The organism is Bradyrhizobium denitrificans, from assembly GCF_013179005.1.
Lineage (GTDB): Bacteria > Pseudomonadota > Alphaproteobacteria > Rhizobiales > Xanthobacteraceae > Bradyrhizobium > Bradyrhizobium denitrificans.
On sequence record NZ_JABFDP010000048.1, the window covers coordinates 17,972 to 42,610 of the forward strand.

The following is a 24,639-nucleotide window of genomic DNA, read 5'->3' on the forward strand; positions in this document are numbered from 1 at the left end:
CGCCATGACTTGGTGAGGCGACAACGAGCGAGACGCCGCCAACGAGCGGCTGCTCACTTCAGGATGCGATCCTCAAGCCGCCGACACTGTCGTTGCGCTGGGCGAGCGGCGGAGGCCGATGTAGCCGAGGCAGAGGAAGCCAAGGATCATCATCGCCCAGGTGGACGGTTCCGGCACTGCATCGGTGATCGGCGTCATGGTGCCGGTGAAATTTCCCGGTCCCTCGAATGTCACCGCGGTGATGAAGGCCAGCGGGTTCTCGGGATCGACACCGGGATTGATGCCGAGTACCTCGAACTGATTGACGCCGGAGCCGGCAAAACTGAACAATTGCCCGCCGGCGAGCTTGGTTTCCGAGATCCATTGGGTTCCGTTCCACAGCAGCAGGTCGAACAGACCCGAATTTCCGGTCGGCAGGGTGACGCTGGCGAAATTGGGATCGCCGGCACCGGTCCTGTAGATGTATCCGATCGCGCTTGCGGGATCGATATTGTAGGTCACCCCCGGCGCGACGGTGAGGTTGAAGCCGTAGGTAACCTGACCGTTCTGGACGGTCGTGGTCGGCAGATTGATTGGCCCAGGTGAATTCGGCAGTATCTGGAAATTGGAATAGACGCGCGACATCGCGCTGACATTGCCGTTGTTCAGCACCACCGTCGAGCCGTCCCGGGTCTGCAGCGCACTGATCTCGATCGTGTATTGCGTGTTGGTGGCGAGCGCGACCCCGTGGGTGAAATCCGCGGGCGTGACCGTGTAGGAGGTCACACCAGGACCGACATTCTTCGTGGTCACCTGGCCGGAATCGATCACCTGATGGTTGGAATTGAACGTCTCCAGATTGTTCTGATAGATGTTGATGCGATAGCCGTTGACCGTCGTCCCCGGCGGCGGTGACCAGCTGAAGGTCGGCGCCTGTGCTGTGCCGGACAGCGTGATGCTACGGACGAACGGGATCTCCGCCGTCCCCGCCAGGCTCTTTTGAACCGTCGCAGTATCCGCGCCATTGGTGTAGTGGAAGGTAAAAGGGTTGGTGAGATTGGCCGGATTGTTGTTAGCGCTCGCGCTGCACGGCGAGCAGATCCGCGTCAGCCCAGTGAAGAAATTGGGCGTGGCCGGGCTGCTCTGGCCGATCATGCCGAACGTAATCATGTTGCCCGTGGCGGCATTGACCGTGGTGGCATATCCGGTCGTCCCACCAGTCGGACCATTGGGGACGACGCTGGTAGCGCCATAGCGGATGAACTGGCCGGATTGAAAGTCGAGATTGTTGGGTCCGACATTATACCACTGCACATAAGGATCGCTGACCGTGATCGCACTGGCAACGGCCGGACCGCACCACGAACCGGCTGTCAACGCGACCAAGAAAACGTTGGATAATACGCTCGACGGCGAGACGGCAAAACCTTCCTTCATCTGTCCACCCCCTGTGATCAGATTCATATTCGGAAAGCGATCGAGCGGCGCTTGGCGCGCGGCCCTATGCGAAATTTTCTGACTTGTTAGTTGGATTATTGTTAGTTTTAAGAGCGTTAGCTTAATTGTTGTTCGCTTGACGCCTGATCGTTGGCGGCTTGACAGCAGCGCGCCTCATGATCTGGCGCTAATGAGCCAGGTCAATTGTAGTTCAGACGATTTTGACAAAATGCATAATCAAGTATGACGCCGCCTCTTAAGCGTGTCAACGTGTCGCGGCACGGCGCGCGATGACTTTGCGTGCGGCAAGCCGTCGGAGACGCTTCACCCTGTGTGAGGACAATAGTCGTCCATTTGCACGCCACCGGGTAGTATTACCAGCGTGACCAGCACCACGTCGTCGCACCGTCGGCTGCTCACTTTCTCCAAAGGCTGACGAGCAGCAGCGAGTTCGGGGCTTTATTTCCGCACATCAGATCGCAGACATCGATTTGTGGACGCCTGAAGAAGTCAACTATGTCTCCGAAGGGGAATAAGCTACGCATCCACACTGAACACTGCACTCGCAACGACGTGGGGAGAGATCCCGTCCCGATCGCGGAGGAGAACACTCTTGGGCTTCCTGTTCGTCCTCGCCGTCGGCCTCATCGCCGGCACCTTGTCGGGCATCGTCGGCACCGGCTCGTCGATCATGCTGATGCCGGTTCTCGCTTATGAATACGGACCGAAGGAGGCGGTGCCGATCATGGCGGTTGCCGCGGTGATGGCGAACCTGTCGCGCATCCTGGCGTGGTGGCGCGAGGTCGACTGGCGCGCCTGCGCGGCCTATTCAGTGACGGGCATTCCGGCGGCGGCGCTTGGCGCGCGCACGCTCCTGATCCTGCCCTCGCAAGCTGTGGACATCACGATCGGGCTGTTCCTGATGGCCATGGTGCCGGTACGGCATTGGCTGACGCGCCATGAGATCAAGGCCAATCTCTGGCATCTTGCGCTGGGCGGTGCGATCATCGGATTTCTGACCGGTATCGTGGTCTCGACCGGGCCGCTCAGCGTACCGCTGTTCCTGTTCTATGGCCTGTCGAAGGGCGCCTTCCTCGCCACGGAAGCCGCGAGCTCGCTCGGGCTCTATCTGTCGAAATCCGTCACCTTCCAGCGATTCGGCGCGCTGACGCCGGATATCCTGCTCAAGGGCCTGATCGCCGGCGGCTCGCTGATGGCCGGCGCCTTCGTCGCCAAGCGCTTCGTCCTGCACATGAAGCCGGATGTGTTCCGCCTGGTCATGGATGGCATCATGCTGGCCGCGGGCCTAAGTATGTTATGGAACGCCACCCACTCCTGACCGCATCGATTCTCCGCTCATGGCCAAGAATGCCCTCTCCTTCGTCTGCCAGAATTGCGGCGCGGCCTATTCGCGCTGGCAGGGCAAATGCGAGGCCTGCGGCGAGTGGAACACGCTGGCGGAAGAGGACACCACGGGCGCGACCTCGGCGCCGGTGTCGCTGCGTTCCAAGCGCAAGGGCCGCACCTTCCAGCTGGAATCCCTGACCGGCAAGAGCATCGACGCGCCGCGGCTGTCGTCGGGCATGACCGAACTCGACCGCGTCACCGGCGGCGGCTTCGTCCGCGGCTCGGTGCTGTTGGTCGGCGGCGATCCCGGCATCGGCAAATCGACCTTGCTGACGCAGGCCACCTCGATGCTGGCGCGCGCCGGCCATCGCGCGGTCTACATCTCCGGCGAGGAGGCGGTGGCCCAGGTGCGGTTGCGCGCCGAGCGGCTGGGGCTCGCCGACGCCCCGGTGCAACTCGCGTCCGAGACCTCGGTCGAAGACATCATCTCGACGCTGTCCGAGGGCGGCGTGCCCCGGCTGATCGTGATCGATTCGATCCAGACGATGTGGACCGACACGGTCGAATCAGCACCGGGCACGGTCACCCAGGTCCGCGCCTCGGCGCAGATGCTGATTCGCTTCGCCAAGAAATCCGGCGCCGCCATCATCCTGGTGGGCCATGTCACCAAGGACGGCCAGATCGCCGGCCCCCGCGTCGTCGAACACATGGTCGACGCGGTGCTGTCGTTCGAGGGCGAAGGCTCGCAGCAGTTCCGCATCCTGCGCGCGGTCAAGAACCGGTTTGGCCCGACCGACGAGATCGGCGTGTTCGAGATGACCGGGCTCGGCCTGCGCGAGGTCACCAATCCCTCCGAGCTGTTCTTGTCTGAGCGCGATCTCGGCAGCCCCGGCACCGCCGTGTTCGCCGGGATCGAGGGCACGCGGCCAGTGCTGGTCGAAATCCAGGCGCTGGTGGCGCCGACCTCGCTGGGCACGCCACGCCGCGCCGTGGTCGGCTGGGATCCGAGCCGGCTGTCGATGGTGCTGGCGGTGCTGGAAGCGCATTGCGGCGTCAAACTGTCGGGCTACGACGTGTATCTGAATGTTGCCGGCGGCCTGCGCATCCACGAGCCGGCGGCGGATCTGGCCGCCGCCGCGGCGCTGGTGTCGTCGCTGGTCAACGCGCCGCTGCCGCCGGATGCAGTCTATTTCGGCGAAATCTCGCTGTCCGGCGCGGTTCGACCGGTGGCGCAGACCTCGGCGCGGCTGAAGGAAGCCGCCAAGCTCGGCTTCGGCCGCGTCGTGCTGCCGGAGCGCGCGCGCGGCGAGGCCGGAGGCGATGCCGGCCTCGTCTTGAATACCGTCGGCGGATTGACCAGCCTGGTGGCCGACATTGCCGCGCGCGGAACCCCTCGCGGCCGCCAGGACGCGGCTCGCGACGATGGCGATATGCGGGATCAGGGCCGCCGCGCCCCGAGCCATGCCGAAAAAAATGCCACACCAGCGAGATTCCGCCGTCAGGACGGCTAGGCGGACCGTGACGTTCCCATGACTCGCCGCTATACAACCCCGCATCCGGGCTGGCACGGGAGCGTGCGGCATCCGGATTTGCCGGGGACCCCTGCTCTCCTCCGCCTGGAGGGCGGTCCTCGTCGTCGCGACGCGAACCTTGGACCTGTGAAGCGGACCTGATCAGCCGATGCCGATAACGATCCTCGATCTCATCCTGCTCGGCGTCATGCTGATCTCGGGGCTGCTCGCGATGGTTCGCGGCTTCATGCGCGAGGTCCTGTCGATTGCGGCCTGGGGCGCGGCGGCTCTGGTAACGCTTTATTCATTCTCCAAGCTGCTGCCGACCGCCAAGACCTATTTCAACAACGACACGGTCGCGAGCGTGGTGGTCGTCGCCGGTACTTTTGTCGGCACCTTGCTGATCGTCTCGGTGATCACGGTGAAGATCTCCGACATGATCCTCGATTCGCGCATCGGCGCGCTCGATCGGACCCTCGGCTTCCTGTTTGGACTGGGCCGTGGCCTCCTGATCGTCGTGGTCGCCTTCCTGTTCTTCAGCTGGCTGGTTCCGGATAAGCAGCGTCCCGACTGGGTCACCGCGGCGAAATCGCGGGTGGTGCTGCAGGGAACCGGGGATTGGCTGATGTCGCTCTTGCCTGATGATCCCGAGAACACCATTTTAAAGAAATTCAAGAAGAACAAGCCGGACGACGACCAGACTGACACCGAGTCGCCCGGAGTGGGCGGCGATGGGTACAGCAAGCCTGCCCGCGACAGCTTGAAGAAGCTGATCGAAAAACCCGCGGCCAAGTAAGCCAAGCCCAGAAGAGAGGCGCGATGGACCTGCACCACGATTCTTCCGGCGAAGCCCAAACGGACTCCCACGCGGATCTGGACTTCGGACCTCAAGCTGACCTCAGAGACCCTGACCTGGACGGAGACACGCTGCGCGAAGAGTGCGGCGTGTTCGGCATTTATGGGCACAGCGATGCCGCCGCGATCACCGCACTCGGCCTGCATGCGCTCCAGCATCGCGGCCAGGAGGCCGCCGGCATCGTGTCCTATGACGGCACGCGCTTTCACAGCGAGCGCCGGCTCGGCCTGGTCGGCGACACCTTCTCCCGCCGCGAGGTGATCGAACGGCTGCCCGGCAATGCCGCGATCGGCCATGTCCGCTACGCCACGACCGGCGCGACCATCCTGCGCAACGTGCAGCCGCTGTTTGCCGAGCTCGGCGCCGGCGGCTTCGCCGTCGGCCACAATGGCAACCTCACCAACGGCCTCACTCTGCGCCGCGAGCTGGTACGCGCCGGCGCAATCATGCAGTCGACCACCGACACCGAGGTGATCCTGCACCTCGTCGCGCACTCCCGGCGCACCAATTTCATCGACCGCTTCATCGAGGCGCTGCGCGCGCTCGAAGGCGCCTATTCGCTGGTCTGCATGACCAACAAGAAGCTGATCGGCGCCCGCGATCCCCTGGGCATCCGCCCGCTGGTCTATGGCGAGCTCGACGGCTGCCCGATCCTGGCGTCCGAGACCTGCGCGCTCGACATGATCGGCGCGCGCTACATCCGCGACATCGAGCCCGGCGAAGTCGTGATCTTCGATGAAACCGGCGCGCACAGCCACAAGCCGTTCCCGCCCAAGCCGGCGCGGCCTTGCGTGTTCGAATATATCTACTTCGCCCGCCCCGATTCCATCGTTGGCGGCCGCTCGGTCTACGAGGTGCGCAAGGCGTTCGGCGCGCAGCTCGCGCGCGAGAGCCATCCCGATGTCGATGTCGTCGTTCCGGTGCCGGACTCCGGCGTGCCGGCGGCGATCGGCTACAGCCAGCATTCCGGCGTGCCGTTCGAGCTCGGCATCATCCGCAATCACTATGTCGGCCGCACCTTCATCCAGCCGACGCAAGCGATCCGCGAATCCGGCGTGCGCATGAAGCACTCGGCCAACCGTGCCGCGATCGAAGGCAAGCGCATCATCCTGATCGATGACTCGCTGGTGCGCGGCACCACCTCGCGCAAGATCGTGCGCATGATGCGCGATGCCGGCGCCACCGAGGTGCATTTCCGCCTGGCGTCACCGCCGATCCTCTACCCCGACTATTACGGCATCGATCTGCCGGATCGCGGTGGTCTCCTGGCGGCAACGCATTCGCTCGAGGAGATGCGCGAGCTGATCGGCGCCGATTCGCTGGCCTTCCTGTCGATCGACGGCATGTACCGGGCGATGGGCGAGCCGGCCCGCGACCCCGCAGCGCCGAAATATGCCGACCACTGCTTCACCGGCAATTATCCGACCCATCTGACCGACCAATCGCTGGTCGAGCCGACGCAGCATCAGCTGTCGTTGCTGGCGGAAGCGAGCTGAGGCTCCCGCCCGGCGCTACCACAGAGGGATCCGGGACGATGCGAGGCATCGGACCCGGACGCTCCCGGTGTCTGATGCGGTCATCCGGAGCTTCCGGATTCGCCGCCTCGCTGTGCCGCCGCGTGACTGCAACGCGCCGTCCCTGAAGCCGGTGCCGGAAACCAAAACGAGCTGTTCCCGGTTATCCTGTGACACTAGCCACGGGCCTCCAACTCCATCATAAGGCCCGGAGGATTGGTCCTGGCGGTTCGCGCGCTCAGCGCATAATGCGACGCGCATGAGGCCAGGACGACGATGGACGCTGCATGATGACCCTACCCCTCGCCAATCGGATTGCCCTGGTCACCGGCGCCTCGCGCGGCATCGGCTACGCGACCGCGCGGGCGCTTGCCCGCGCCGGCGCGCATGTCGTGGCTGTTGCACGCACGCAAGGCGGGCTCGAGGAACTCGATGACGAGATCCGCAAAGAGACCGGCAACGGCGCCACGCTGGTGCCGCTCAGCATGGCCGATACCGACGGCATCGCGCGGCTCGGCGCCGCGCTGCACGAGCGCCATGGCCGGCTCGACATCCTCGTCGGCAACGCCGCTGTGCCCGGCCCCTCCTCGCCGCTCGGCCATATCGACCTGAAGGCGTGGAACGATGTGCTCACGGTCAATCTCACCGCCAACGTCCAGCTGATCCGCTGCATGGAGCCGCTGCTGAAGGCCTCCGACGCCGGTCGCGCCGTGTTCCTGACCTCCGGCGCCGCCCATAAGGCGCAGGCCTATCTGGGCCCCTATGCGGTGACCAAAGCGGCGGTGGAAACGCTGGCGCGGGTCTGGGCCCATGAGACCGAGCGCACGCCCCTGCGCGTGAACCTGTTCAGCCCGGGGCCGATCCGCACCCGCATGCGCGCCACCGTGTTTCCCGGCGAAGACCCGATGACCCTGGAGACGCCCGAGCAGGTCGCCGAGTTCATCGTGCCGATGTGCCTGCCGTCCTGGACGGAAACTGGAAAGCTCTACGAGTACAAGAGCCGCGCGCTGAAGAGCTTCCAGCCACCGGCCTAACGCGGCGAACTGGCGCGTTCGGCAAGCGCGATGCCGATCGTCGCGAGGCCATGCTGACGTCATGCGGCCTCGCCGTGCCGCCGCGTTCAGCGCGATAGCGGATGGTCCTCGCGTGCAGCGGCCGCGACGAGATCGATCGCGCGCTCGGGACAGGCGACAACACACAGGCCGCAGGCGAGGCACAGCTGGCTGTTCGGCGTATACGCCGTCTTCATGCCGTGAAAGCGGACGCGCATCCTGCCGAGGAAGGACAGCGTGCGGAAGTCTGCATCGCGGATCGGGGCGACGTCGAACACGTCGTAGGGACACACCTCGACACAATCGCCCTTCGCCTCGCATCTGTTGTGATCCACGACCGGAACGAAGGCGCCCGGCTCCGCCTTGCAGCCCGCGCCTGGACGCTTCGGATGTTGCGCCGCCTTGCGCGCCTTGGCGGCATTGGTTCGCTTCGATGGCGTCGGCTCGGTATGGTCGGTCACGCGTTCTACTCCCATTCGAAACCTGTCAGCCGGCGCATCTCGCGCGTGGTCGTCGACGCGCCGGCGCAAACCTGCTGCGAAACATCGAACGTCGCTTGCCGCTATTTCGCGGCAGCAGTGGTCGCGCCGGGCTTGGCGGCGGGCGCCTTGCCCGCAGCCGGGACCTGGCGATCGCGCACCGCCGCGAGCTCCTTGCGCAGCTTCTCCTGCTGCTCCGGAGACAGCACGGGGCGCTGGTCGTCCTGGGGCAGGTCGTTGACTGGGAGATAATTGTACGTGGTGCCGAACTGCGTCGCCGTGGCGGACGGGCTGGTGGCCGACGGGGTCGTGCCCGACGTGGTGCAGCCGCCGACCAGCGACACGACACACAGCGCCGTTGCGGCCAAGGCGCATCGCGCAGCCGTCCGCATCGCTCCGGGGTTGATGCGACGACGGTTCATCGCGCCGCCGCCATGGTGTGTGCGGGCAACTGGGCCGTGATGCCATGATCGTTGGACTCGAGCCCCGGCAGGCTCTTCACCCAGGGATAGCCGCGCCGGCCCATGTCGTGGCCGCGGTCGAACAGCGCCGTCATGTAGCTGCGATCGAACGGACCGTCAGCCTTGACCTGGAAGTCTCCGGGCACGCTCGCGAGATTGAAATCAATGCCGTTGAATTTCGCCACCGAATAGATCCGATAGATATCGCCGATGCCCTGGTTCTTGATCAGCGTCGAGAGCGAGCGCTGGGTGACCGACAGCACGTCGGCGCCGACGCTCTCCCATTGCGGATCGATGCGGGCATTGCGGATGACATAAAGATGCGCGCCGTTGACGGTCCTGCGTGGCCCGCGGCCGGCGACCAGACGCAGCACCGAGGGGCCGATGAAAACCTGCCTTGTGACGCCGCCATCGACGTGGAGCTCGTCATAGTCCTTGTCGCCGATCTTCACCTTGATGCGCACGGGCGCGAAGGCGCCGGGGACGGTGGCGGAGGCGAGCAGCACCTTGCGGAACAGATCGACGGCCTCCGACGTGTCGGCCGCGGCGATGCGGCCCATGTCCCACAGCACCGGCCGCTGCGCATCGAGATTGGTGGTGCCGATCAAGAGCACCCTGCCCTTGCGCCTCTCGCGGGCAATGTCGCGCAAGAAGTCGCGGTCGACATATTTCTCGATCAGCCGCGACAGCGGCGTGTTGTCAGCAAGCGCCGAGCCCTGCAGCAGGCCGGGGACATTGACCGTGAAGATGTCCTTGCGCTCATAGGCGGTGAAGACCTCCTGCAGCCGATCGTCGTGTTCGCGGCCGAGAAAGACGAATGGGGCCATCAGCGCGCCCGAGCTCACGCCGGTCACCATGTCGAACGACGGCCGGTTGCCGGCCTCGCTCCAGCCGACCAGGAGCCCGGCGCCGAACGCGCCGTTCTCCGCGCCACCGGAGATCGCCAGGAAATTCAGCGGACGCGAGCTGGCGATCTCGGCCGACGCGCGCTGCATCGCGGCCTCGGCGAAATGCGGCGCCGGTTCATCGCCCCAATAACGCACGTCGCGGAAGCCGACCGGCTCGGCCGCGACGGCGGCCACCTCGGGCAGTGCATTGCGCGGCATCACGGCGGCACATGCCGCCAGCAGCAGCGACGCTGCGAAAGCGAGCGCGACGCGCGGGGCCAAAGCGCGGAAAGAGACGGCAGACTTCATCGCGACGCTTGCTGCTCCACGCTGGCGACCGCAGGCTGCGGCGTGCCGGGCCTGGCTTCGTCGGCGCCCTTGTCGGTCCAGTCGGGCGGCAGGCCAAGGCCGGCCCCGACGAAGCCCTTCAGGCCGGGAAAGCGTCCGTACTGCTCACATGCGGCATATTTGGGAGCGCCACCCAGCTTGGCCGGCAGGGTCGAGGCCGCTGGCAGCGACGGCAGACCGCCAAAGGGGGACTCCCCGGTCGATACCAGTTTGGCGAAATCGGCGCCGAATTCGGACGCGAGGTCGTAGGCGTCGCCGTCCTTGGCCATGCGTGCCGTGGACACCGAATTGGCGCTGCGGGCCCACACCATGGCCGCCTTCTGGAACCCGGCGAAGTTGCGCGCCTCGGCCTCGACTGACAGCGTGCCGAGCCCGACCGGAAGCCGCGGCACCGGCACCGGAACCCCCGGCAGCGCCACGGTCTTGGCGATGGAGGCCGCCTGCGATGCCGCCGACGCGGTCGCATTCGTCGCCGTGGCATGCGTGACCGTGGCCCTGACGATCAGATCGGCCTCTTCACCGGGCAGGACGATCTGGAACCTCTCGCTCAATCTCAGGCACATTTCGCGGCTGATCGCGTTGGCCACCAGCTTCCGCTCATCGTCGTTCAGGGCGACATCGGGGCGCGCCGGGAACGCCGTCGGTTCGAGCCGGATCGTCTTGGCTTCCAGCAGCTCCTTCTTGTCCGCCTTGATCTGCGCCCGCGTCACCAGCCCGTTGGCGTCGGCGAGACTGTCGTAGCTGCGCAGCGAGCCGGCCCGCTCCAGCGGCGCCGTGGCACAGCCGGCCGTGGTCAGAGCCAGAGACGCAAGCGCCGTCCACTTCAGCGGGACGAGACGCGATATGCCGGGGAGACCCATTGATAGATAGCTCACTCTAATTAAGTCTCACAAGCTTCACCGCTTGTCCAATTAAACTAGATCAAATTCTCTAGAATAGAGCGGCCGGAAATATTATTTTATATTACAAAGAGTTGACGGAGCCGGACAAAGTGAGGCGAGAGTTGGGCAAGCAGGATCTGGGGCGATGAGGAAGGTCGATCCGGTCAGGCATGAGCAGAAGCGGCAGGAGATACTCCAGGCCGCCCTGTCCTGCTTCGTCAGGGACGGATTTCACGGCGCCAGCACCACGGACATCTGCGCCGCGGCCAAGATCAGCCCCGGTCACCTCTATCACTACTTCGGCAGCAAGGAAGCCATCATCGAGGCCCTCGTTCAGCACAGCCTCGCGCATGCGGCATCGCGATTCGAAGCGATCCTGGCCTCCCCCGACGTCATCGAGGCGTTCCTGACGGAGCTCGAGACGACGAGCATCCGCCGTCGCGAAGCCCAGGTTCTGAGCGCCGAGGCGCTGGCCGAGGCCTGCCGCAATCCGAGCTTCGCCCGCATCGTCCAGGACCAGGGCCGCGGCATCCGGCGGCTGCTGGTGGATTTCCTTGCGAAGGCCCAGCAGCGCGGCGACGTCGATCCCGGCCTCGATCCCGAAGCAACCGCGAACATCCTGGTTGCGATCGTCGACGGCGCGCGCGCACTGCCGATCCGCAATCCCGCGGCTGACATCAAGCAGAGCACGGACCATCTTCGTATCATGATCACGCGCTTCCTCAGGCCGCCCGCAAGGCGGGAGCCTGCTCCTGCAGACGCGCAGCGCCCAGAGGGCGGCGGCAATTGACACCGCTCCCGGCGCGCGATTGACTGCAGCAATAAGCGGTCAACCGCAGCATGACAGGGAGGATGGCATGACGCGCGCATCGCGCGGGCCGGCGATCGGCTTCGCCCGGGCTCTTTCGCTGATCATCGCCACCGTGAGCCTGCTGCTCCCGCACATGGTCAGCGCCGCTGACATCCCGACCTTCGCCGTCGAGCCGTCCTGGCCGAAGCAGCTGCCGAACAATTGGATCCTGGGCCAGGTCGGCGGCATCACCGTCGATGCCAACGGGCACATCTGGGTGATTCACCGGCCGCGCTCGCTGACCGACGACGAGAAGGGCGCAGCGCTCAATCCGCCACGCTCGAAATGCTGCATCCCGGCACCGCCGGTGCTGGAATTCGACACCGACGGCAATCTGTTGCGCGCCTGGGGTGGCCCGGGCCCCGGCTATGAATGGGTCGGCCGCGAGCATGGCATCGAGGTCGATGATCGCGGCTTCGTGTGGATCGGCGGCAATGCCGACAATGACAATGCGATCCTGAAATTCACGCTCGACGGAACATTCGTCGCGCAGATCGGATCGATCGCGCCGAGCAAGGGATCGAACGACACCACCCAGCTCGGCAAGCCGGCGGAGACGGCGATCGACAAGGATGCCAACGAGATCTATGTCGCCGACGGCTATGGCAACCGGCGCGTCATCGTGTTCGATGCGACGACGCTGGCCTACAAGCGCCACTGGGGCGCCTATGGCCATGTCCCCGACGACACCAGGCAGCCGCCTTATGATCCCAAGGCGCCCGTCGCCCAGCAATTCGGCAATCCCGTGCACTGCGTGAAAATTGCCGATGACGGCCTCGTCTATGTCTGCGACCGCATCAACGACCGCATCCAGGTATTCAAGAAGGACGGCACCTTCGTCACCGAGTGGTTCTTCGAGAAGACCACGCTCGGCAATGGCGCGGTGTGGGACATCGCGATCTGGCCCGATCCGAAGCAGACCTATCTGCTCTCGGCGGACGGCGAGAACAACGAGATCCGGATCATCAGGCGGGACGACGGCAGCGTAGTCGGCAGCTTCGGCCATAATGGCCGCAATGCCGGTCAGTTTCACTGGGTGCATGCGATGGCCGTCGACAAGTCCGGCAACGTCTATACCGCCGAGGTCGACACCGGTAAGCGCATTCAGAAGTTCAGGCTGACCTCGGACGCGCTGCGTTAACGCTCGAGCGAGACGCCCAAAGCTTGGGCGCGCCTCCCCCCTTTGGCGCATTGCCGCAACTCGGAAGACCAGCTAATCAGGACGGCAGCCGGCAAAGGGCGCCCAAGAAGCCCCCGCCGCGACACGACACCAGGGAGGACTGAATGACCACGTCTCATGCGCGGCGGATGGCCGCGTTGCTTGCCGCCACCACGCTCAGCTTTGCCGGCTCCGCCTTCGCCGACGACAAGGTCGTCAAGATCGGCGTGCTCAACGACATGTCGAGCCTCTATGCCGATATCGGCGGTCCCAACTCGGTGGCCGCGATCAACATGGCGGTCGAAGATTCCGGCATGAAGGCAAAAGGCTGGACCATCGAGGTCATCAGCGGCGATCACCAGAACAAGCCCGACATCGGCGTCAATATCGGCCGGCAGTGGATCGACACCCAGAAGGTCGACGTGATCATGGATACGCCGAACTCCGGCGTCGCGCTCGCGGTCTCCAATCTGGTCAAGGAAAAGAACTCGATCCTGATCAATTCCGGCGGTGCGAGCGCTGACCTCACCGGCAAGGCCTGCAACGCCAACACCATCTCCTACACCTATGACACCTACATGCTGGCGAACGGCACCGGCAAGGCGCTGACCAAGGCCGGCGGCGACAGCTGGTTCTTCCTGACCGCGGACTACGCGTTCGGCCATGCGCTGGAGCGCGACACTTCGGCGGTCGTCACCGCCAATGGCGGCAAGGTGCTCGGCTCGGTCAAGCATCCGCTCAACACCGCCGATTTCTCCTCGTTTCTGCTGCAGGCGCAATCGTCGAAGGCCAAGGTCATCGGCCTCGCTAATGCCGGCGGCGACACCACCAACGCGATCAAGCAGGCATCGGAATTCGGCATTGTCCAGGGCGGCCAGAAGCTCGCCGCGCTGCTGTTGTTCGTCAACGACGTGCATGCACTCGGACTCAAGGTGGCGCAGGGCCTGACCTTCACCGAGTCGTTCTACTGGGATCTGAACGACAAGACCCGCGAATGGTCCAAGCGCTTCCAGAAGCTGTCCCCCAAGGGCACGATGCCGTCGATGACGGTGGCCGGTGTCTACGCCGGCATGCTGCATTACCTGAAGACGCTGGACGCGCTGGGCGGCAATCCGCACGACGGTGCCAAGGTCGTGGCCAAGATGAAAGAGATCCCGACCGACGATCCGCTGTTCGGCAAGGGCCCGCTGCGCGCCGACGGCCGCCGCCTGATCCCGGCCTATCTGTTCGAGGTCAAGAAGCCCGAAGAGTCCAAATATCCGTGGGACTATTACAAGCTGATCGCGACCATCGCGCCGGAGGACGCCGCGAAGCCGCTGGAAGCCAGCGAGTGCCCGCTGGTCAAGAAGTAATCTCCTGATCCAATCGATCATGACTCCGAGGCGGCGCCAGCGCCGTCTCGGGTCTCGCGCAACGTCTCAGGATGAGGATGCGGCTGTCGCGGCGCGGATCGTCCGCAGCGCGATCGCGAGCGCGACGACCAACAGCATCGACGCCAGCAGGAACGGCGCGCCGGGCAGATGCACCGGCGCGGTGGCTCCGATGAAATAGGCGAAGGTCAGCGTGAACAGGAACGGCCCGGCGAGCTGGGCCATGCTCTGCACGCTCGACGTCGCGCCCTGCAGCTGGCCCTGCCGGTCCGCCGGCACCAGCCGTGTCATCAGCGCCTGGATCGCCGCGCCGGAGACGCCCCAGAGCGCCATCGCAGGAATGCCGAGCCAGCTCAGCATCCCGGTCGGCGCGAGGCCAAAGATCAGAAAGCCCAGCGTGCCGCTGCACAGGCCGAGCAGCAAGGCGCCACGCTCGCCGAGCGAACGCACGATCCAGCCGACCGCCCCGCCCTGCACCACCATGGCGCACACGCCGACGACCGCCAGCGTCAGGCCGACCGTGCGCGTATCCCAGCCATAGCGGTAGGTGGCGTAGAGCACGAAGGTCGACGGCAGCACGACATGGGCGAGCTGGGTGATGAAGTTGACCATGGACAGCCCGGCCAGCATGCGGTCGGAGCGCAGCAATTGCAGTGCGCCGAGCGGGTTCGCGGTCCGCCAGCGGAACGGACTGCGCCGCTCGTGCCCCAGCGATTCCGGCAGCACCAACAATCCATAGACCGCATTGACGAAGCTGAGTCCGGCGGCCGCCCAGAACGGCAGCCGCGGATCGATATCGCCCAGCAATCCGCCGGTCGCCGGGCCGAGCACGAAGCCGGCGCCGAACGCCGCTCCCATGCGGCCGAAGATCGCGGCGCGCCGCTCTGGCGGCGTGAGGTCGGCGATGTAGGCAAAGGCCGTGGAAATGCTGGCCGAGGTGATGCCGGAGATCAGCCTGCCAATGAACAGCCACGCCAGCGACGGCGCCATCGCCATCAGCACATAGTCCGCGGCGAGGCCGAAGTTCGAGAGCAGGATGACCGGCCGCCGGCCGAACCGGTCGGAGAGGCTGCCGAGCACCGGCGAGAACACGAACTGCATCAGTGCCCAGGCCGTGCCGAACAGGCCGAAGATCCGTGCTGCCTGCGCGGTGTCATTGGCGACAAAGCCCTCGATCAGCTTGGGCAGGATCGGCATGATCAGCCCGAGCGCGAGCATATCGAGCAGGATGGTGACGAAGATGAAAGCGACGGCGCCGCGGCGCGGGGCCTGCGGCGACGGTACGCCGTCGGAACTCGCCAGCTCGGTGTCGACCATGGCCTGCCATCGGGTGATCGCCCGCAGCCGCGCGGGACGAACGCCGACTTATACACGCGTGGTCGAGGCCGGCAATGCGGCGGGCTCAGGAGGCAAGCGGTGACATGAAGCCGGCGACCAGTCTGACCAGATCGGCCTGCCGCACGGCCCCGGTCTTGAGGAAGACGCGGCGCAGATGCGTCTTGATCGTGGTCTCGGCGACCCCGAGCAGGCACGCGACTTCGGGAACACCGCCGATCTCGACAATGCCGAGCAACACCCGCAATTCGGTCGGCGTGAGCCGATAGGCTGTTGCGATCAGCTCGGGAGATTGTGGCGGCTCGATCATTGTACGGCGCATGAAGATCGCAGCGCTCGCCGCATAGGCGCGCCCCACGGCCTGGCGGTCGCGCGATGTCAGCGGCAGCACGTGCGCAACATGGTGCTGGCCGTTCTGCGAGGTCATCAGCATGGCGGTGCCGCCGGTGCCGAGCGCGGCATCGCCGCCGCCGCTGCGAACGATGAAATCCTGCAGCATGTGATCCGTCCGGCCATCGCGCGCCGCGAGGCGACCGTCACGGACGAACAGCGGATCGCCGGCATCGAGCAATTGCTGCCCAGCTGCGTTGGCGTGCACCAGCCGCCCGAGCCTGTCGACGAGGCCGATGCCACACGTCATCCGTTCCAGCGCCTCGGCGAACGCCGACGCCTGTGCCGATTTCAGATCGATCAGCCGGCCGATCATCACGGCGCGGCGGATATGCGGTGCGATCTGCTGCATGCGCATGCGTGCCGCGTTGTCAGCCAGGCCATCGGACTCGTAGCGGAACACGCCGAACAGCGCTGCCGTGGTCGCAGATTTGTCGATCACGGCCGAGATGAAATCGACCATGCCCTGCGGCGCCGCCCATTCGCGATAGAAGCGGGTCTGGCGCAGCTCGTCCTGCGGCATCAGGTCGGAGACCGCGATCGGCTGACCTATCTCAGCGAAATACTGCCCGGTCGTGGCCGGATCGAGCTTCACATATTTGTCGAAATACAGCTGGCAGTAATGCGGATCGATACCGGACTGACACAGCACATCGCCACCGCCCGCGATCGGACTCTTGGAGAAGATCGACGCCACTTGGCCGCCGACGAATTGTCCGGCGCGGCCGACCACCTCGGGCCAACGCAACGGGTCCAGCGCCGCATCGTAGATGTCTCCCACCAGATCGAGCACGTCATCGGCATCCGCCATCGCATCTCTCCAACCTGCAATGTCGCGCGCCGAACGCCCACCGCCACTCCGATCCCCCTTCATAGGATGGCTCGGACCTGTGAACTTGGACGGATGCGACGAAAGGCAGGGCTCCACCGACTTCCAGACCACGTCTCGCCTCATGGCGAGACCGGCGCGGATTAGCGCGGTGACGATGGAGAGGGATGTGCGCGCGGTCACGCAGCCCTGCAGACGCGGCGAGCAAGGCGCAGAGGCGTACGCGGCCGTCGGTCCGGTCTAGGACGGCCGCTTGCGCTTGTGAGCGAACGGGTTGGCCTTCTCGCGCAGAGTGATGCGCACCGGGGTGCCCGGCAGCTCGAAGGTCTCGCGCATCGAGTTGATGAGATAACGCAGATAGGATTGCGGGATCGCATCGGCGCGCGAGCAGAACAGCACGAAGCTCGGCGGTCGCGCCTTGGTCTGGGTAATGTAGTTCAGCTTCAGGCGGCGGCCCGACACCGCAGGCGGCGGATTGTTAGCGATCGCCTCCTCGAACCAGCGATTCAGCGCCGCCGTCGGCACGCGCCGGTTCCAGACGGCATAGGACTCGACGATGGCCTGCATCAGCCGGTCGATGCCCTCGCCCATCAGGCCCGACACCGCGACGATCGGCACGCCCGACACCTGCGGCAGCCAATGATCGACATCATGGCGGAGCGCGGAGATCTGGCCGGGCTTGCTCTCCATCAGGTCCCATTTGTTGACGGCGATGACCAGCGCGCGGCCCTCGCGCTCGATCAGATCGGCGATACGCAGGTCCTGCTCCTCGAAGCGGTTCTGCGCGTCCATCATCAGCACGACCACTTCGGCGAAGCGCACCGCGCGCAGCGCGTCGGCCACCGACAGCTTCTCGAGCTTCTCCTCGATGCGCGAGCGCCGGCGCAGACCTGCGGTATCGAAGATGCGAAAGCCGCGGCCCTTGTATTCGATCTCCACCGCGATCGAATCGCGGGTCGTCCCGGCCTCGGGGCTGGTCAGCAGCCGCTCCTCGCCGAGCAGGTGGTTGATCAGCGTCGATTTGCCGGCATTGGGACGGCCGACGATGGCGACGCGGATCGGGCGGGCGGCCCGCTCCTCGTCGGTCTCCTCGTGCTCGTCCACCTCGTCCTCGGTCTCCGGCACGAGTCCCCTGAGGGCATCGTAGAGCTCGCCCATGCCCTCGCCATGCTCGGCCGAGATCTGGATGGGGTCGCCGAGGCCAAGCGCATAGGACTCCATGGCGCCGAGCTCGCCATGCTTGCCCTCGCTCTTGTTGGCGAGCAGCAGCACCGGCTTGTCGGCGCGGCGGGCGAAATCGGCAAAGGCACGGTCCGCCGGGGTCAGGCCCGCACGCGCATCGATGACGAAGAACAGCGCATCGGCCAGCGCGATCGCGGTCTCCGTCTGCTCCTGCATCCGCGCGGTCAGCGATCCCTTCGGCCCCTCGTCGAGGCCAGCGGTATCGATGATCGTGAACTGGAGATCGCCAAGCTTGGCCTCACCTTCGCGACGGTCGCGGGTGACGCCGGGCATGTCGTCGACGAGCGCCAGCTTCTGTCCAACCAGACGGTTGAACAGGGTCGATTTGCCGACATTGGGTCGGCCGATGATGGCGATGGTGAAGGACATGATGATCCGTGCGCGTGAGCGCGCAGCTTTAGCGCATTCGGCCGCAAAACCGAAACGGGCGATGGGGCGATCGGCAGACGGGCTTAACGGTTGAACGAGCCGCTCGGCACCGGCGCCGGGAAGGCGCTGCCGGACTGGCGCGCCGGCTGCTGCGCGGGGGCGGTATCGTCGGGCGGCGGCGCGGTGGTGCGGCGGCGCGCGATCTTCTTGGGCTTCGGCGCTGGAGGAACGGCACCGGCCCCCTCCTCAACCGCCGCGGCTTCACCATCCTGCGGCTCAGACGCGGGCGCCGCGCTGGGCGCCGCAGCCTGCTGCCGGCCCTTGGCGCCCTTCTTGCCCTTGGGCTCTTCCGGCGGGGCCGCCGGAGCCGCCGCCTGTGCGCCCGGATCGGCCATCTGCTGCTGCTGGGCGCCCTTGTAGAGGTCTTTCGGCACGCCCTGCTCAAGACCGGGTACGCCCTCCGGGAACACCGGCTTGCGTTCTCCCGGCAGCTTCTTCTTCGTATCCAGGAAGTCGAGCAGGTCGGAGGGATCGAAACTGCCCCCGCTCGCGCAGCCGCCGAGCACGCCCGAGAGCGCGACGAGGACAGTCAAGGCAATGAGACGTTGGGGGCGGCGCATGGTCGTGATTCCGATCAATGTCAGTTTCGCCGTCAGCTCTTCAGATCAGCGCGTGTCAGCTCTTGTCAGCTCTTGGCCACGGCGGGCAGCAGCGCCTGCAGCGCTTCGGCGCGCGAGCGCAGGCCCGGCGGGGTCTCGCCATCCAGTGCGATCATGTCGAGCCATTGGCGAGCCGCAGCGGCATCGTTAGCCTTCCAGGCCGACAGGGCCAGCAGCTCGCGTGCAGCGTGGCGGAACGGCGCGCCGGACGCTGCCTCGCCTTCGAGCCGCTGCTTCAGGTCCGGATACGGAGCCGTATCGACCAGCAGGCCGGCCGCGCGCAGGCGCGCCATCGACTGCTGTTCGGCGCCGATGCTGCGATCGGCCGCCAGCTCGTCATAAAGCTTCACCGCCGCCGCCTTGTCGCGCCCCGCCGCCTCGGCGGCCTGGTGGAATCGCGCCAGCATGCGGTAACCCGCTGGGGCGGTCGCTGCGACCTCGGCAAAGGCCTTCTCGGCCTCCTCGCGCTTGTTCTGCTCGGACAGCTCGATGGCCTTGTTGAAGGCCGATCCCGCCTCGGCGGCCTTCTTGCCCTCGGCATACTGGTAACCACGCCAGCCGCCGACGCCGGCGATGATCAGCACCGCGATCGCAATGATAAAGATCGAATAGCGGTCCCACAGCCTCTTGAGCTGCTCCCGGCGGACCTCTTCGTCTACTTCATCATAAAATTCAGACACTTAGCCATTTCCCATGAGGTCCGCTGCGATCGCGCGGCGGATGGTATTGAAGTGCCGCACGAGCTCCACATCGCTCGCACGCGGCCGCCGATACCGCATCGGTATGGCGGTGGCAAGGCGAGTCCAGCCGAATCAAGGCTTTACTCCCCGGTTCTGCCACGACGTCGGAACGCGGCTATCACGCCGTCAAGGCCTCGCGCAACTGCCGTTTCATCACCTTGCCGTTCGCGTTGCGCGGCAAAGGGTCCGGGGTCACGATGAGGGTCTCGGGCACCTTATAGTCCGACAGCCGCTCGGCGCACCAGCTGCGCAGGGTCTCGCTGCTGGTGGGCTCGCGGGTAACCACGACGGCATGGACCCGTTCACCGAGCACCGGACATGGCCGGGCGATGATCGCGCTTTCGACCACCGCCGGGTGGCTCGCCAGCACCGATTCGACCTCCGCCGAATAGATCTTGAGCCCCCCGCGGTTGATCATGTCCTTCTGCCGGTCGAACACCCGGACGAAATTGTCAGCATCGATCGAGCCGAGGTCGCCGGAATGCCAGTAGCCGGCGGTGAAGCTTTCCGCAGTGGCGTCGGGCCGGTTCCAATAGCCCTTGATGACCTGGCCGCCGCCGATCCAGATCTCGCCGATCTCGCCGCGCGGCAACTCCCGCCCGTCGGCGTCCATCACCAGGATGCTGGCGCCCGGACAAGGCAGGCCGACGCTGTCGAGGTGGCGGGCCGTGAGAACCGGCGGCATCAAGGTCGAAGGCGAGGTGGTCTCGGTGGAGCCGTAGGCGTTCACCAGCCGGAGCCCGGGAATCTTGGCGGCGAGGCGCTCGATGGTGGCGACCGGCATCGGCGCGCCGCCGAAGCCACCGATGCGCCAGGACGACAGATCATGGCTGTCGAAGTCGAGCTGCAGCAGGCACAGATTATACATTGCGGGGACCATCACCGTGTAGGTCACCCGCTCGCGCGCCGCGAGCTTGAGATAGTCGCCGGCCTTGAACTCCGGCATGATGATCAAGGTGCCGGCGCAACGCACCATGCTGGTGATGTTGGCCACCACGCCGGTGACATGGCCGAGCGGAACGGCTGCGATCGAACGGTCGGCGGCCGTGAGCCCCAGGCAGGCCTCGTAGATCATCGAGGAATGCACGATGTTGCAATGGGCGAGCATCGCGCCCTTGGGCCGCCCCGTGGTGCCGGAGGTGTAGAGGATCATCGCAGTGTCCTCTTCGGCGATCTCGACCCGCTCGCTATGGACCGGCTGATCGGTCAGCGCGGCGAAGCCGGAGCGCGCCGGGTCGTCATCGACCGCGATCCGCCCGGCGAGCTCGGGCGTCACGTCGCCGGCCGGCAGCCGGCCTGCGAGCGCAGCCTCGTGCAGCAGCAGCCGGGCGCCGCAATCGTTCAGCACATAGGCAATCTCCGGCGTCTGCTGCCGCGTCGACAGCAACACCGTCACGAGACCGAGCTTGGCCGCGGCCAGCAGCGTGAGCACGAATTCGATGCGGTTGCCGAGCAGCAGCGCCAGCCGATCGCCGCGGCACAGGCCCTTGGCGTGCAAACCCGACGCGATCCGCGCCGCAGCGTCGGCCACCTGCCGCCATGACAGCCGCACGGCGCCGCAGACCAGCGCCTCGCCATCGCCGTTGCGCGCGACCGCCGCTTCGACCATGGCCCAGATGGTCGGCGGACGGTCCGTAAACAGCGGCACCACGCGGTCGCCGAAGCGCTGCTCACACCGCATCGGCTTGATCTCGGCATGCTGCGACCACTGCATCGGATCGCCTCCCCTTCAATTGTTCTTCTTGCTTGCCAACCCGTTCGGATCGGCGCCGCTCCCGGAGCGACGCCGGAATGTGTGGCAGAATCCCCGCGTCGACCAGCGCCGATTGCCGATACCGGGAATGCCGAGCACGAGGAGGGAACGCGCCTGCGGCGTCACTGCGTCGCGGACCGCGCTATCCCTCACGCTCCATCCCGTAGACATGCTCGGCCGCCGGAAAGCCCCGCGAGCGCACATCCGCCGCGAAGGCCGTCACGGCATCCTCGATCGCCTGTCCAAGATTGCCGTAGCGACGGACAAATTTTGGGACCTTCGGTGACAGTCCGAGCATGTCTTCGAGCACCAGCACCTGGCCGTCGCAGGCCGCGCTTGCGCCGATCCCGATCGTCGGAATGGCCACCTCCTGCGTGATCTTGCGCGCCAGAGGCTCGGCCACCGCCTCGATCACAACTGCAAAGGCTCCCGCCTCCGCGATTGCGCGCGCGTCGTTCTCGATCGGGGCCCAGCTGTCGGCCTGACGGCCCTGGGCGCGGAAACTGCCGAGCGTGTTGATCGATTGCGGCGTCAGACCGATATGACCCATCACCGGAATTCCGCGCTCGCAGAGAAACCGCACGGTCTCGGCCATGCGCACGCCGCCCTCGAGCTTGACCGCGCCGCACCCGGTCTCTTTCAGGAGTCGCGCCGCGGCGTGAAACGCCTCCTCCTTGCTCGCCTCATAGCAGCCGAACGGCATGTCCACCACGACGAGCGCCTGGCGCGAGCCACGCATCACGGCGCGCCCGTGCAGGATCATCATGTCCAGCGTCACCGGCACGGTCGTCTCGAACCCATGCATGACATTGCCGAGAGAGTCGCCGACGAGGATCGCGTCACAATGCCGGTCGATCATCGCGGCCGTGTGGGCGTGATAGGAGGTGAGCATGACGATCGGCTCACCCCCCTTGCGGGCCCGGAGGCCCGGCGCGGTCTGGCGACGGGTCGGCGCTTGGACGGACATCGTCAGCCTCCCATCACCGGAATGCCGAGCACGACCGGATGGAATGCGAAGGTCAGCGCCAGATAGACGACGATGCCGATAACGACCGCGATGACGTCGTTGCCGACGCCGCCGACCGGGATCGGCGGCCCGCCAGCATCGGCACGGCGCTTCAGCGAGATGCGGTCGAAGACGGCCCAGGCCAGGATGGAGCCGAACAGGATGATGCCGCCGAGATCGCCATTGGCGAGCAGATGCCCGAACGCCCAGAGCTTCACACCGGCCAGCATCGGATGTTTCAGCGTCGTATAGATCCGCCCCCGGATATAGGCGGCGACGATCATGATCACGGCTGGCAGCATCAAAGCGAGATTGATGTGCTTGAGCGCCTTCGGCGGCGTCCACAACTGGATCCAACCGCCGCCATTGCGGTACTCGGCAAAGCCCCAGACGATCAGCGCAAGACCGGCGAGCGCAACGACCGTGTAGGCCAGCTTGTAGGTGCCCTCGCCCAGCCGGGCGATGACCTGCGCCCGCGCCTCGCGCCGCGTCGTGAACACATGGGCGCCGAGAAACAGCACCAGCCCCACCACCATCACCAGAAGTCCCACGACATCCCCCTTTGTGCACGCACCCGGTGGGGACCTGGGTATCATTTCCGGGGGCCGCCTCGCAATGTGGCGCCGGCCGCGGCGACGAACGGCACTATTGCTGCTCGGATGTCTTGCTCAGGTCGCGGTTGTCGACATAGCGGATCGCAATCGGCCGGCCAGCCAGCGCGCCGCCGAGCCCCGAGGTGAACTTCAGCGGCAGGCAGGCGTCGAGCGAGGCATTGATCGCCTTCAGATAGGTCGCGCGGATGTCGGCCGAGGCGCCCGATGTCGCGAAAGTGACGCGCGGCGGCGCCACCATCTCGCCGGTCCGCTTGAAGCTGAACCGCACCGTCATCTGCATGCCCGCACGGGCACTGTCCTCCGACGGCGGCGTCCAGCAGGATCGGAGCGCGGCGAACAGATCACTGATCGTGTCGAGATCGTGATCGGGCTTCTGATATTTGGCGGCCTGGTCCTTGGCGGGCCGGCTCTCGATCGTCAGCTGCAGGTTCTGGCCGTAGGGATAGTTCATCTCGGGAATGCAGGGCCATGGCCCGTAGATGCTGCAGAAGGACGGCGTGCACGGCTGCTCGTCGAGCACGCTGCACGGCGTGTGTGCGAACGGCACCGGGTTGATCTGGCGCCGCCGCGCGTCGGCGGTGGCCGGAGTAGCCAGCATCAGCAGGATGAGCAGGACGGCGCGAAGCATGGCGGCACTTCAGGGAGCGATGAGAGCGGGGCTGGTCGTTGAACGTGGTGAATGCAAGCCCAATGCTGGTCACGTCTGCAGGTTCCGCGCGTCGCGGACGGCCCTCGACCATAGCAGCGGAACTCGGCTACAACACGGCGAACGACGTCAGATGGATGCACCGATGAGCCGCGACAGCGAAACCGTGATCAACGTCATCAACCCGAACATGACGGTCACGATGACCGAGCTGATCGCGAAGGCCGCCCAGGCCAGCGCCAGCCCGCACACACGGATCGTCGGCCGCACCGCGCGGTTCGGCGCGGCCTCGATCGAGGGCCATTACGACGAGGCGATTGCCGCGGTCGGGATGCTGAAGGAGGTCGAGGCCGGCGACGCAGAAGGCTGCCACGCCCATGTGATCGCCTGCTTCGGTGACCCCGGCCTGCTCGCCGCGCGCGAATTGTCGGCCGTGCCGGTGCTCGGAATCGCGGAAGCGGCGATGCACGCGGCGAGCTTCGTCGCCACGCATTTCAGCATCGTCACGACCTTGTCGCGCACCAAGGTCATCGCCGAGCATCTGGCGCGCAACTATGGCATGGAGCAGCACTGCAGGAAGGTGCGCGCGGTCGATGTCGCGGTGCTCGACCTCGACAAGCCAGAGGCCAATGTGCGCGGCACGCTGCTGGGCGAATGCGAGGCCGCGCTGCGCGAGGACGGCATCGGCGCCATCGTGCTCGGCTGCGCCGGCATGGCCGATCTCGCGCAGGATCTCTCCACCGAGCTCGGCATTCCCGTGATCGACGGCGTCGCCGCCGCGGTGCGCTTTGCCGAGGCGCTGGTTGGGCTCGGGCTGAAGACCTCCAAGCACGGCGATCTCGCCTTCCCGCTGCCGAAGGCGCGGACGACGCTCTGAGCCGGCATGTAGATGGGGTAACGGGCCGACCACCCGAGCGGCACGCTC

The 24,639-nt window shown here is 66.0% G+C and carries 23 protein-coding genes; 9 read left to right on the top strand and 14 right to left on the bottom strand.

The window, feature by feature from the left end:
• Positions 1–72: 72 nt before the first annotated feature.
• Entirely contained in the window at positions 73–1,416 is a 1,344-nt protein-coding gene (locus HL671_RS35265) for a PEP-CTERM sorting domain-containing protein (RefSeq protein WP_049795378.1), read from the bottom strand.
• A 613-nt stretch (positions 1,417–2,029) separates the two neighbouring features.
• On the opposite strand from HL671_RS35265, the gene HL671_RS35270 reads away from it, so the two are divergent.
• The 5 genes from HL671_RS35270 (at position 2,030) to HL671_RS35290 (ending at position 7,678) form a co-directional block, all read left to right on the top strand.
• On the top strand, positions 2,030–2,755 hold the full coding sequence (locus tag HL671_RS35270; protein WP_172243180.1) for a sulfite exporter TauE/SafE family protein: 726 nt from the start codon (positions 2,030–2,032) through the stop codon (positions 2,753–2,755).
• Positions 2,756–2,774: 19 nt separating this feature from the next.
• The gene (gene radA, locus HL671_RS35275; protein WP_172243183.1) at positions 2,775–4,274 is read left to right on the top strand and encodes a DNA repair protein RadA; all 1,500 of its coding nucleotides are present in this window, start codon (positions 2,775–2,777) and stop codon (positions 4,272–4,274) included.
• 169 nt (positions 4,275–4,443) lie between these two features.
• Positions 4,444–5,070, top strand: a complete 627-nt coding sequence (locus HL671_RS35280) for a CvpA family protein (protein ID WP_012043872.1) — start codon at positions 4,444–4,446, stop codon at positions 5,068–5,070.
• A gap of 23 nt (positions 5,071–5,093) precedes the next feature.
• Complete coding sequence (purF, locus tag HL671_RS35285; RefSeq protein WP_012043871.1) at positions 5,094–6,626, top strand: amidophosphoribosyltransferase; 1,533 nt, start codon at positions 5,094–5,096, stop codon at positions 6,624–6,626.
• A 308-nt stretch (positions 6,627–6,934) separates the two neighbouring features.
• A complete protein-coding gene (locus tag HL671_RS35290; RefSeq protein WP_172243217.1) occupies positions 6,935–7,678 on the top strand; it encodes an SDR family NAD(P)-dependent oxidoreductase in 744 nt (247 codons plus the stop codon).
• Positions 7,679–7,764: 86 nt separating this feature from the next.
• Here HL671_RS35290 and HL671_RS39040 read toward each other — a convergent pair whose 3' ends face one another.
• The 4 genes from HL671_RS39040 to HL671_RS35310 all read right to left on the bottom strand — a co-directional run bounded on the left by HL671_RS39040 (position 7,765) and on the right by HL671_RS35310 (position 10,731).
• The gene (locus HL671_RS39040) at positions 7,765–8,157 is read right to left on the bottom strand and encodes a 4Fe-4S binding protein (protein ID WP_172243186.1); all 393 of its coding nucleotides are present in this window, start codon (positions 8,155–8,157) and stop codon (positions 7,765–7,767) included.
• 101 nt (positions 8,158–8,258) lie between these two features.
• Entirely contained in the window at positions 8,259–8,597 is a 339-nt protein-coding gene (locus HL671_RS35300) for a hypothetical protein (RefSeq protein ID WP_041750733.1), read from the bottom strand.
• Positions 8,594–9,832, bottom strand: a complete 1,239-nt coding sequence (locus tag HL671_RS35305; protein ID WP_172243189.1) for a patatin-like phospholipase family protein — start codon at positions 9,830–9,832, stop codon at positions 8,594–8,596. The genes HL671_RS35300 and HL671_RS35305 overlap by 4 nt, the downstream gene beginning before the upstream one ends.
• Entirely contained in the window at positions 9,829–10,731 is a 903-nt protein-coding gene (locus HL671_RS35310) for a DUF3313 family protein (protein ID WP_172243221.1), read from the bottom strand. The genes HL671_RS35305 and HL671_RS35310 overlap by 4 nt, the downstream gene beginning before the upstream one ends.
• Before the next feature lie 166 nt (positions 10,732–10,897).
• Here HL671_RS35310 and HL671_RS35315 point away from each other — a divergent pair, with 166 nt between their 5' ends.
• The 3 genes from HL671_RS35315 (at position 10,898) to HL671_RS35325 (ending at position 14,113) form a co-directional block, all read left to right on the top strand.
• Positions 10,898–11,542, top strand: coding sequence for a TetR/AcrR family transcriptional regulator (locus HL671_RS35315; protein WP_172243192.1), 645 nt, complete (start codon positions 10,898–10,900; stop codon positions 11,540–11,542).
• 67 nt (positions 11,543–11,609) lie between these two features.
• Positions 11,610–12,743: an NHL repeat-containing protein gene (locus tag HL671_RS35320; protein WP_172243195.1), complete on the top strand. Its 1,134-nt coding sequence runs from the start codon at positions 11,610–11,612 to the stop codon at positions 12,741–12,743.
• Between the two features lie 143 nt (positions 12,744–12,886).
• Entirely contained in the window at positions 12,887–14,113 is a 1,227-nt protein-coding gene (locus HL671_RS35325; RefSeq protein ID WP_172243198.1) for an ABC transporter substrate-binding protein, read from the top strand.
• Positions 14,114–14,179: 66 nt separating this feature from the next.
• On the opposite strand, the gene HL671_RS35330 is transcribed toward HL671_RS35325, so the two are convergent.
• The 9 genes from HL671_RS35330 to HL671_RS35370 form a co-directional block, all read right to left on the bottom strand.
• Positions 14,180–15,448, bottom strand: a complete 1,269-nt coding sequence (locus tag HL671_RS35330; RefSeq protein WP_172243201.1) for a TCR/Tet family MFS transporter — start codon at positions 15,446–15,448, stop codon at positions 14,180–14,182.
• A gap of 85 nt (positions 15,449–15,533) precedes the next feature.
• The gene (locus tag HL671_RS35335) at positions 15,534–16,667 is read right to left on the bottom strand and encodes a helix-turn-helix transcriptional regulator (protein ID WP_172243203.1); all 1,134 of its coding nucleotides are present in this window, start codon (positions 16,665–16,667) and stop codon (positions 15,534–15,536) included.
• 258 nt (positions 16,668–16,925) lie between these two features.
• Positions 16,926–18,296, bottom strand: a complete 1,371-nt coding sequence (gene der / locus HL671_RS35340; protein ID WP_172243205.1) for a ribosome biogenesis GTPase Der — start codon at positions 18,294–18,296, stop codon at positions 16,926–16,928.
• Between the two features lie 83 nt (positions 18,297–18,379).
• Positions 18,380–18,916: a hypothetical protein gene (locus HL671_RS35345; protein WP_012043859.1), complete on the bottom strand. Its 537-nt coding sequence runs from the start codon at positions 18,914–18,916 to the stop codon at positions 18,380–18,382.
• Positions 18,917–18,981: 65 nt separating this feature from the next.
• A complete protein-coding gene (locus HL671_RS35350; protein ID WP_172243207.1) occupies positions 18,982–19,635 on the bottom strand; it encodes a tetratricopeptide repeat protein in 654 nt (217 codons plus the stop codon).
• Between the two features lie 178 nt (positions 19,636–19,813).
• Positions 19,814–21,409, bottom strand: a complete 1,596-nt coding sequence (locus tag HL671_RS35355) for a class I adenylate-forming enzyme family protein (protein ID WP_172243209.1) — start codon at positions 21,407–21,409, stop codon at positions 19,814–19,816.
• Positions 21,410–21,590: 181 nt separating this feature from the next.
• Entirely contained in the window at positions 21,591–22,415 is an 825-nt protein-coding gene (panB, locus tag HL671_RS35360) for a 3-methyl-2-oxobutanoate hydroxymethyltransferase (RefSeq protein ID WP_012043856.1), read from the bottom strand.
• A gap of 2 nt (positions 22,416–22,417) precedes the next feature.
• A complete protein-coding gene (locus HL671_RS35365) occupies positions 22,418–23,005 on the bottom strand; it encodes an NnrU family protein (RefSeq protein WP_307769080.1) in 588 nt (195 codons plus the stop codon).
• Between the two features lie 94 nt (positions 23,006–23,099).
• Positions 23,100–23,696, bottom strand: a complete 597-nt coding sequence (locus HL671_RS35370; protein WP_012043854.1) for a hypothetical protein — start codon at positions 23,694–23,696, stop codon at positions 23,100–23,102.
• A gap of 163 nt (positions 23,697–23,859) precedes the next feature.
• Between HL671_RS35370 and HL671_RS35375 the strand changes: the two genes are divergently transcribed.
• Positions 23,860–24,591: an aspartate/glutamate racemase family protein gene (locus tag HL671_RS35375; RefSeq protein ID WP_041751491.1), complete on the top strand. Its 732-nt coding sequence runs from the start codon at positions 23,860–23,862 to the stop codon at positions 24,589–24,591.
• Positions 24,592–24,639 lie beyond the last annotated feature (48 nt).

Bases quoted from the DNA above. Each gene is read 5' to 3' on its own strand.
- HL671_RS35355 (WP_172243209.1), bottom strand. From the start codon at position 21,409: ATGCAGTGGTCGCAGCATGCCGAGATCAAGCCGATGCGGTGTGAGCAG.
- HL671_RS35330 (WP_172243201.1), bottom strand. From the start codon at position 15,448: ATGGTCGACACCGAGCTGGCGAGTTCCGACGGCGTACCGTCGCCGCAG.
- HL671_RS35325 (WP_172243198.1), top strand. From the start codon at position 12,887: ATGACCACGTCTCATGCGCGGCGGATGGCCGCGTTGCTTGCCGCCACC.
- HL671_RS35335 (WP_172243203.1), bottom strand. From the start codon at position 16,667: ATGGCGGATGCCGATGACGTGCTCGATCTGGTGGGAGACATCTACGAT.
- HL671_RS35265 (WP_049795378.1), bottom strand. From the start codon at position 1,416: ATGAAGGAAGGTTTTGCCGTCTCGCCGTCGAGCGTATTATCCAACGTT.
- HL671_RS35280 (WP_012043872.1), top strand. From the start codon at position 4,444: ATGCCGATAACGATCCTCGATCTCATCCTGCTCGGCGTCATGCTGATC.
- HL671_RS35300 (WP_041750733.1), bottom strand. From the start codon at position 8,597: ATGAACCGTCGTCGCATCAACCCCGGAGCGATGCGGACGGCTGCGCGA.
- purF (WP_012043871.1), top strand. From the start codon at position 5,094: ATGGACCTGCACCACGATTCTTCCGGCGAAGCCCAAACGGACTCCCAC.
- HL671_RS35310 (WP_172243221.1), bottom strand. From the start codon at position 10,731: ATGGGTCTCCCCGGCATATCGCGTCTCGTCCCGCTGAAGTGGACGGCG.
- HL671_RS35345 (WP_012043859.1), bottom strand. From the start codon at position 18,916: ATGCGCCGCCCCCAACGTCTCATTGCCTTGACTGTCCTCGTCGCGCTC.
- HL671_RS35370 (WP_012043854.1), bottom strand. From the start codon at position 23,696: ATGCTTCGCGCCGTCCTGCTCATCCTGCTGATGCTGGCTACTCCGGCC.
- panB (WP_012043856.1), bottom strand. From the start codon at position 22,415: ATGTCCGTCCAAGCGCCGACCCGTCGCCAGACCGCGCCGGGCCTCCGG.
- HL671_RS35320 (WP_172243195.1), top strand. From the start codon at position 11,610: ATGACGCGCGCATCGCGCGGGCCGGCGATCGGCTTCGCCCGGGCTCTT.
- der (WP_172243205.1), bottom strand. From the start codon at position 18,296: ATGTCCTTCACCATCGCCATCATCGGCCGACCCAATGTCGGCAAATCG.
- HL671_RS35315 (WP_172243192.1), top strand. From the start codon at position 10,898: ATGAGGAAGGTCGATCCGGTCAGGCATGAGCAGAAGCGGCAGGAGATA.
- HL671_RS35375 (WP_041751491.1), top strand. From the start codon at position 23,860: ATGAGCCGCGACAGCGAAACCGTGATCAACGTCATCAACCCGAACATG.
- HL671_RS35290 (WP_172243217.1), top strand. From the start codon at position 6,935: ATGACCCTACCCCTCGCCAATCGGATTGCCCTGGTCACCGGCGCCTCG.
- HL671_RS35305 (WP_172243189.1), bottom strand. From the start codon at position 9,832: ATGAAGTCTGCCGTCTCTTTCCGCGCTTTGGCCCCGCGCGTCGCGCTC.
- radA (WP_172243183.1), top strand. From the start codon at position 2,775: ATGGCCAAGAATGCCCTCTCCTTCGTCTGCCAGAATTGCGGCGCGGCC.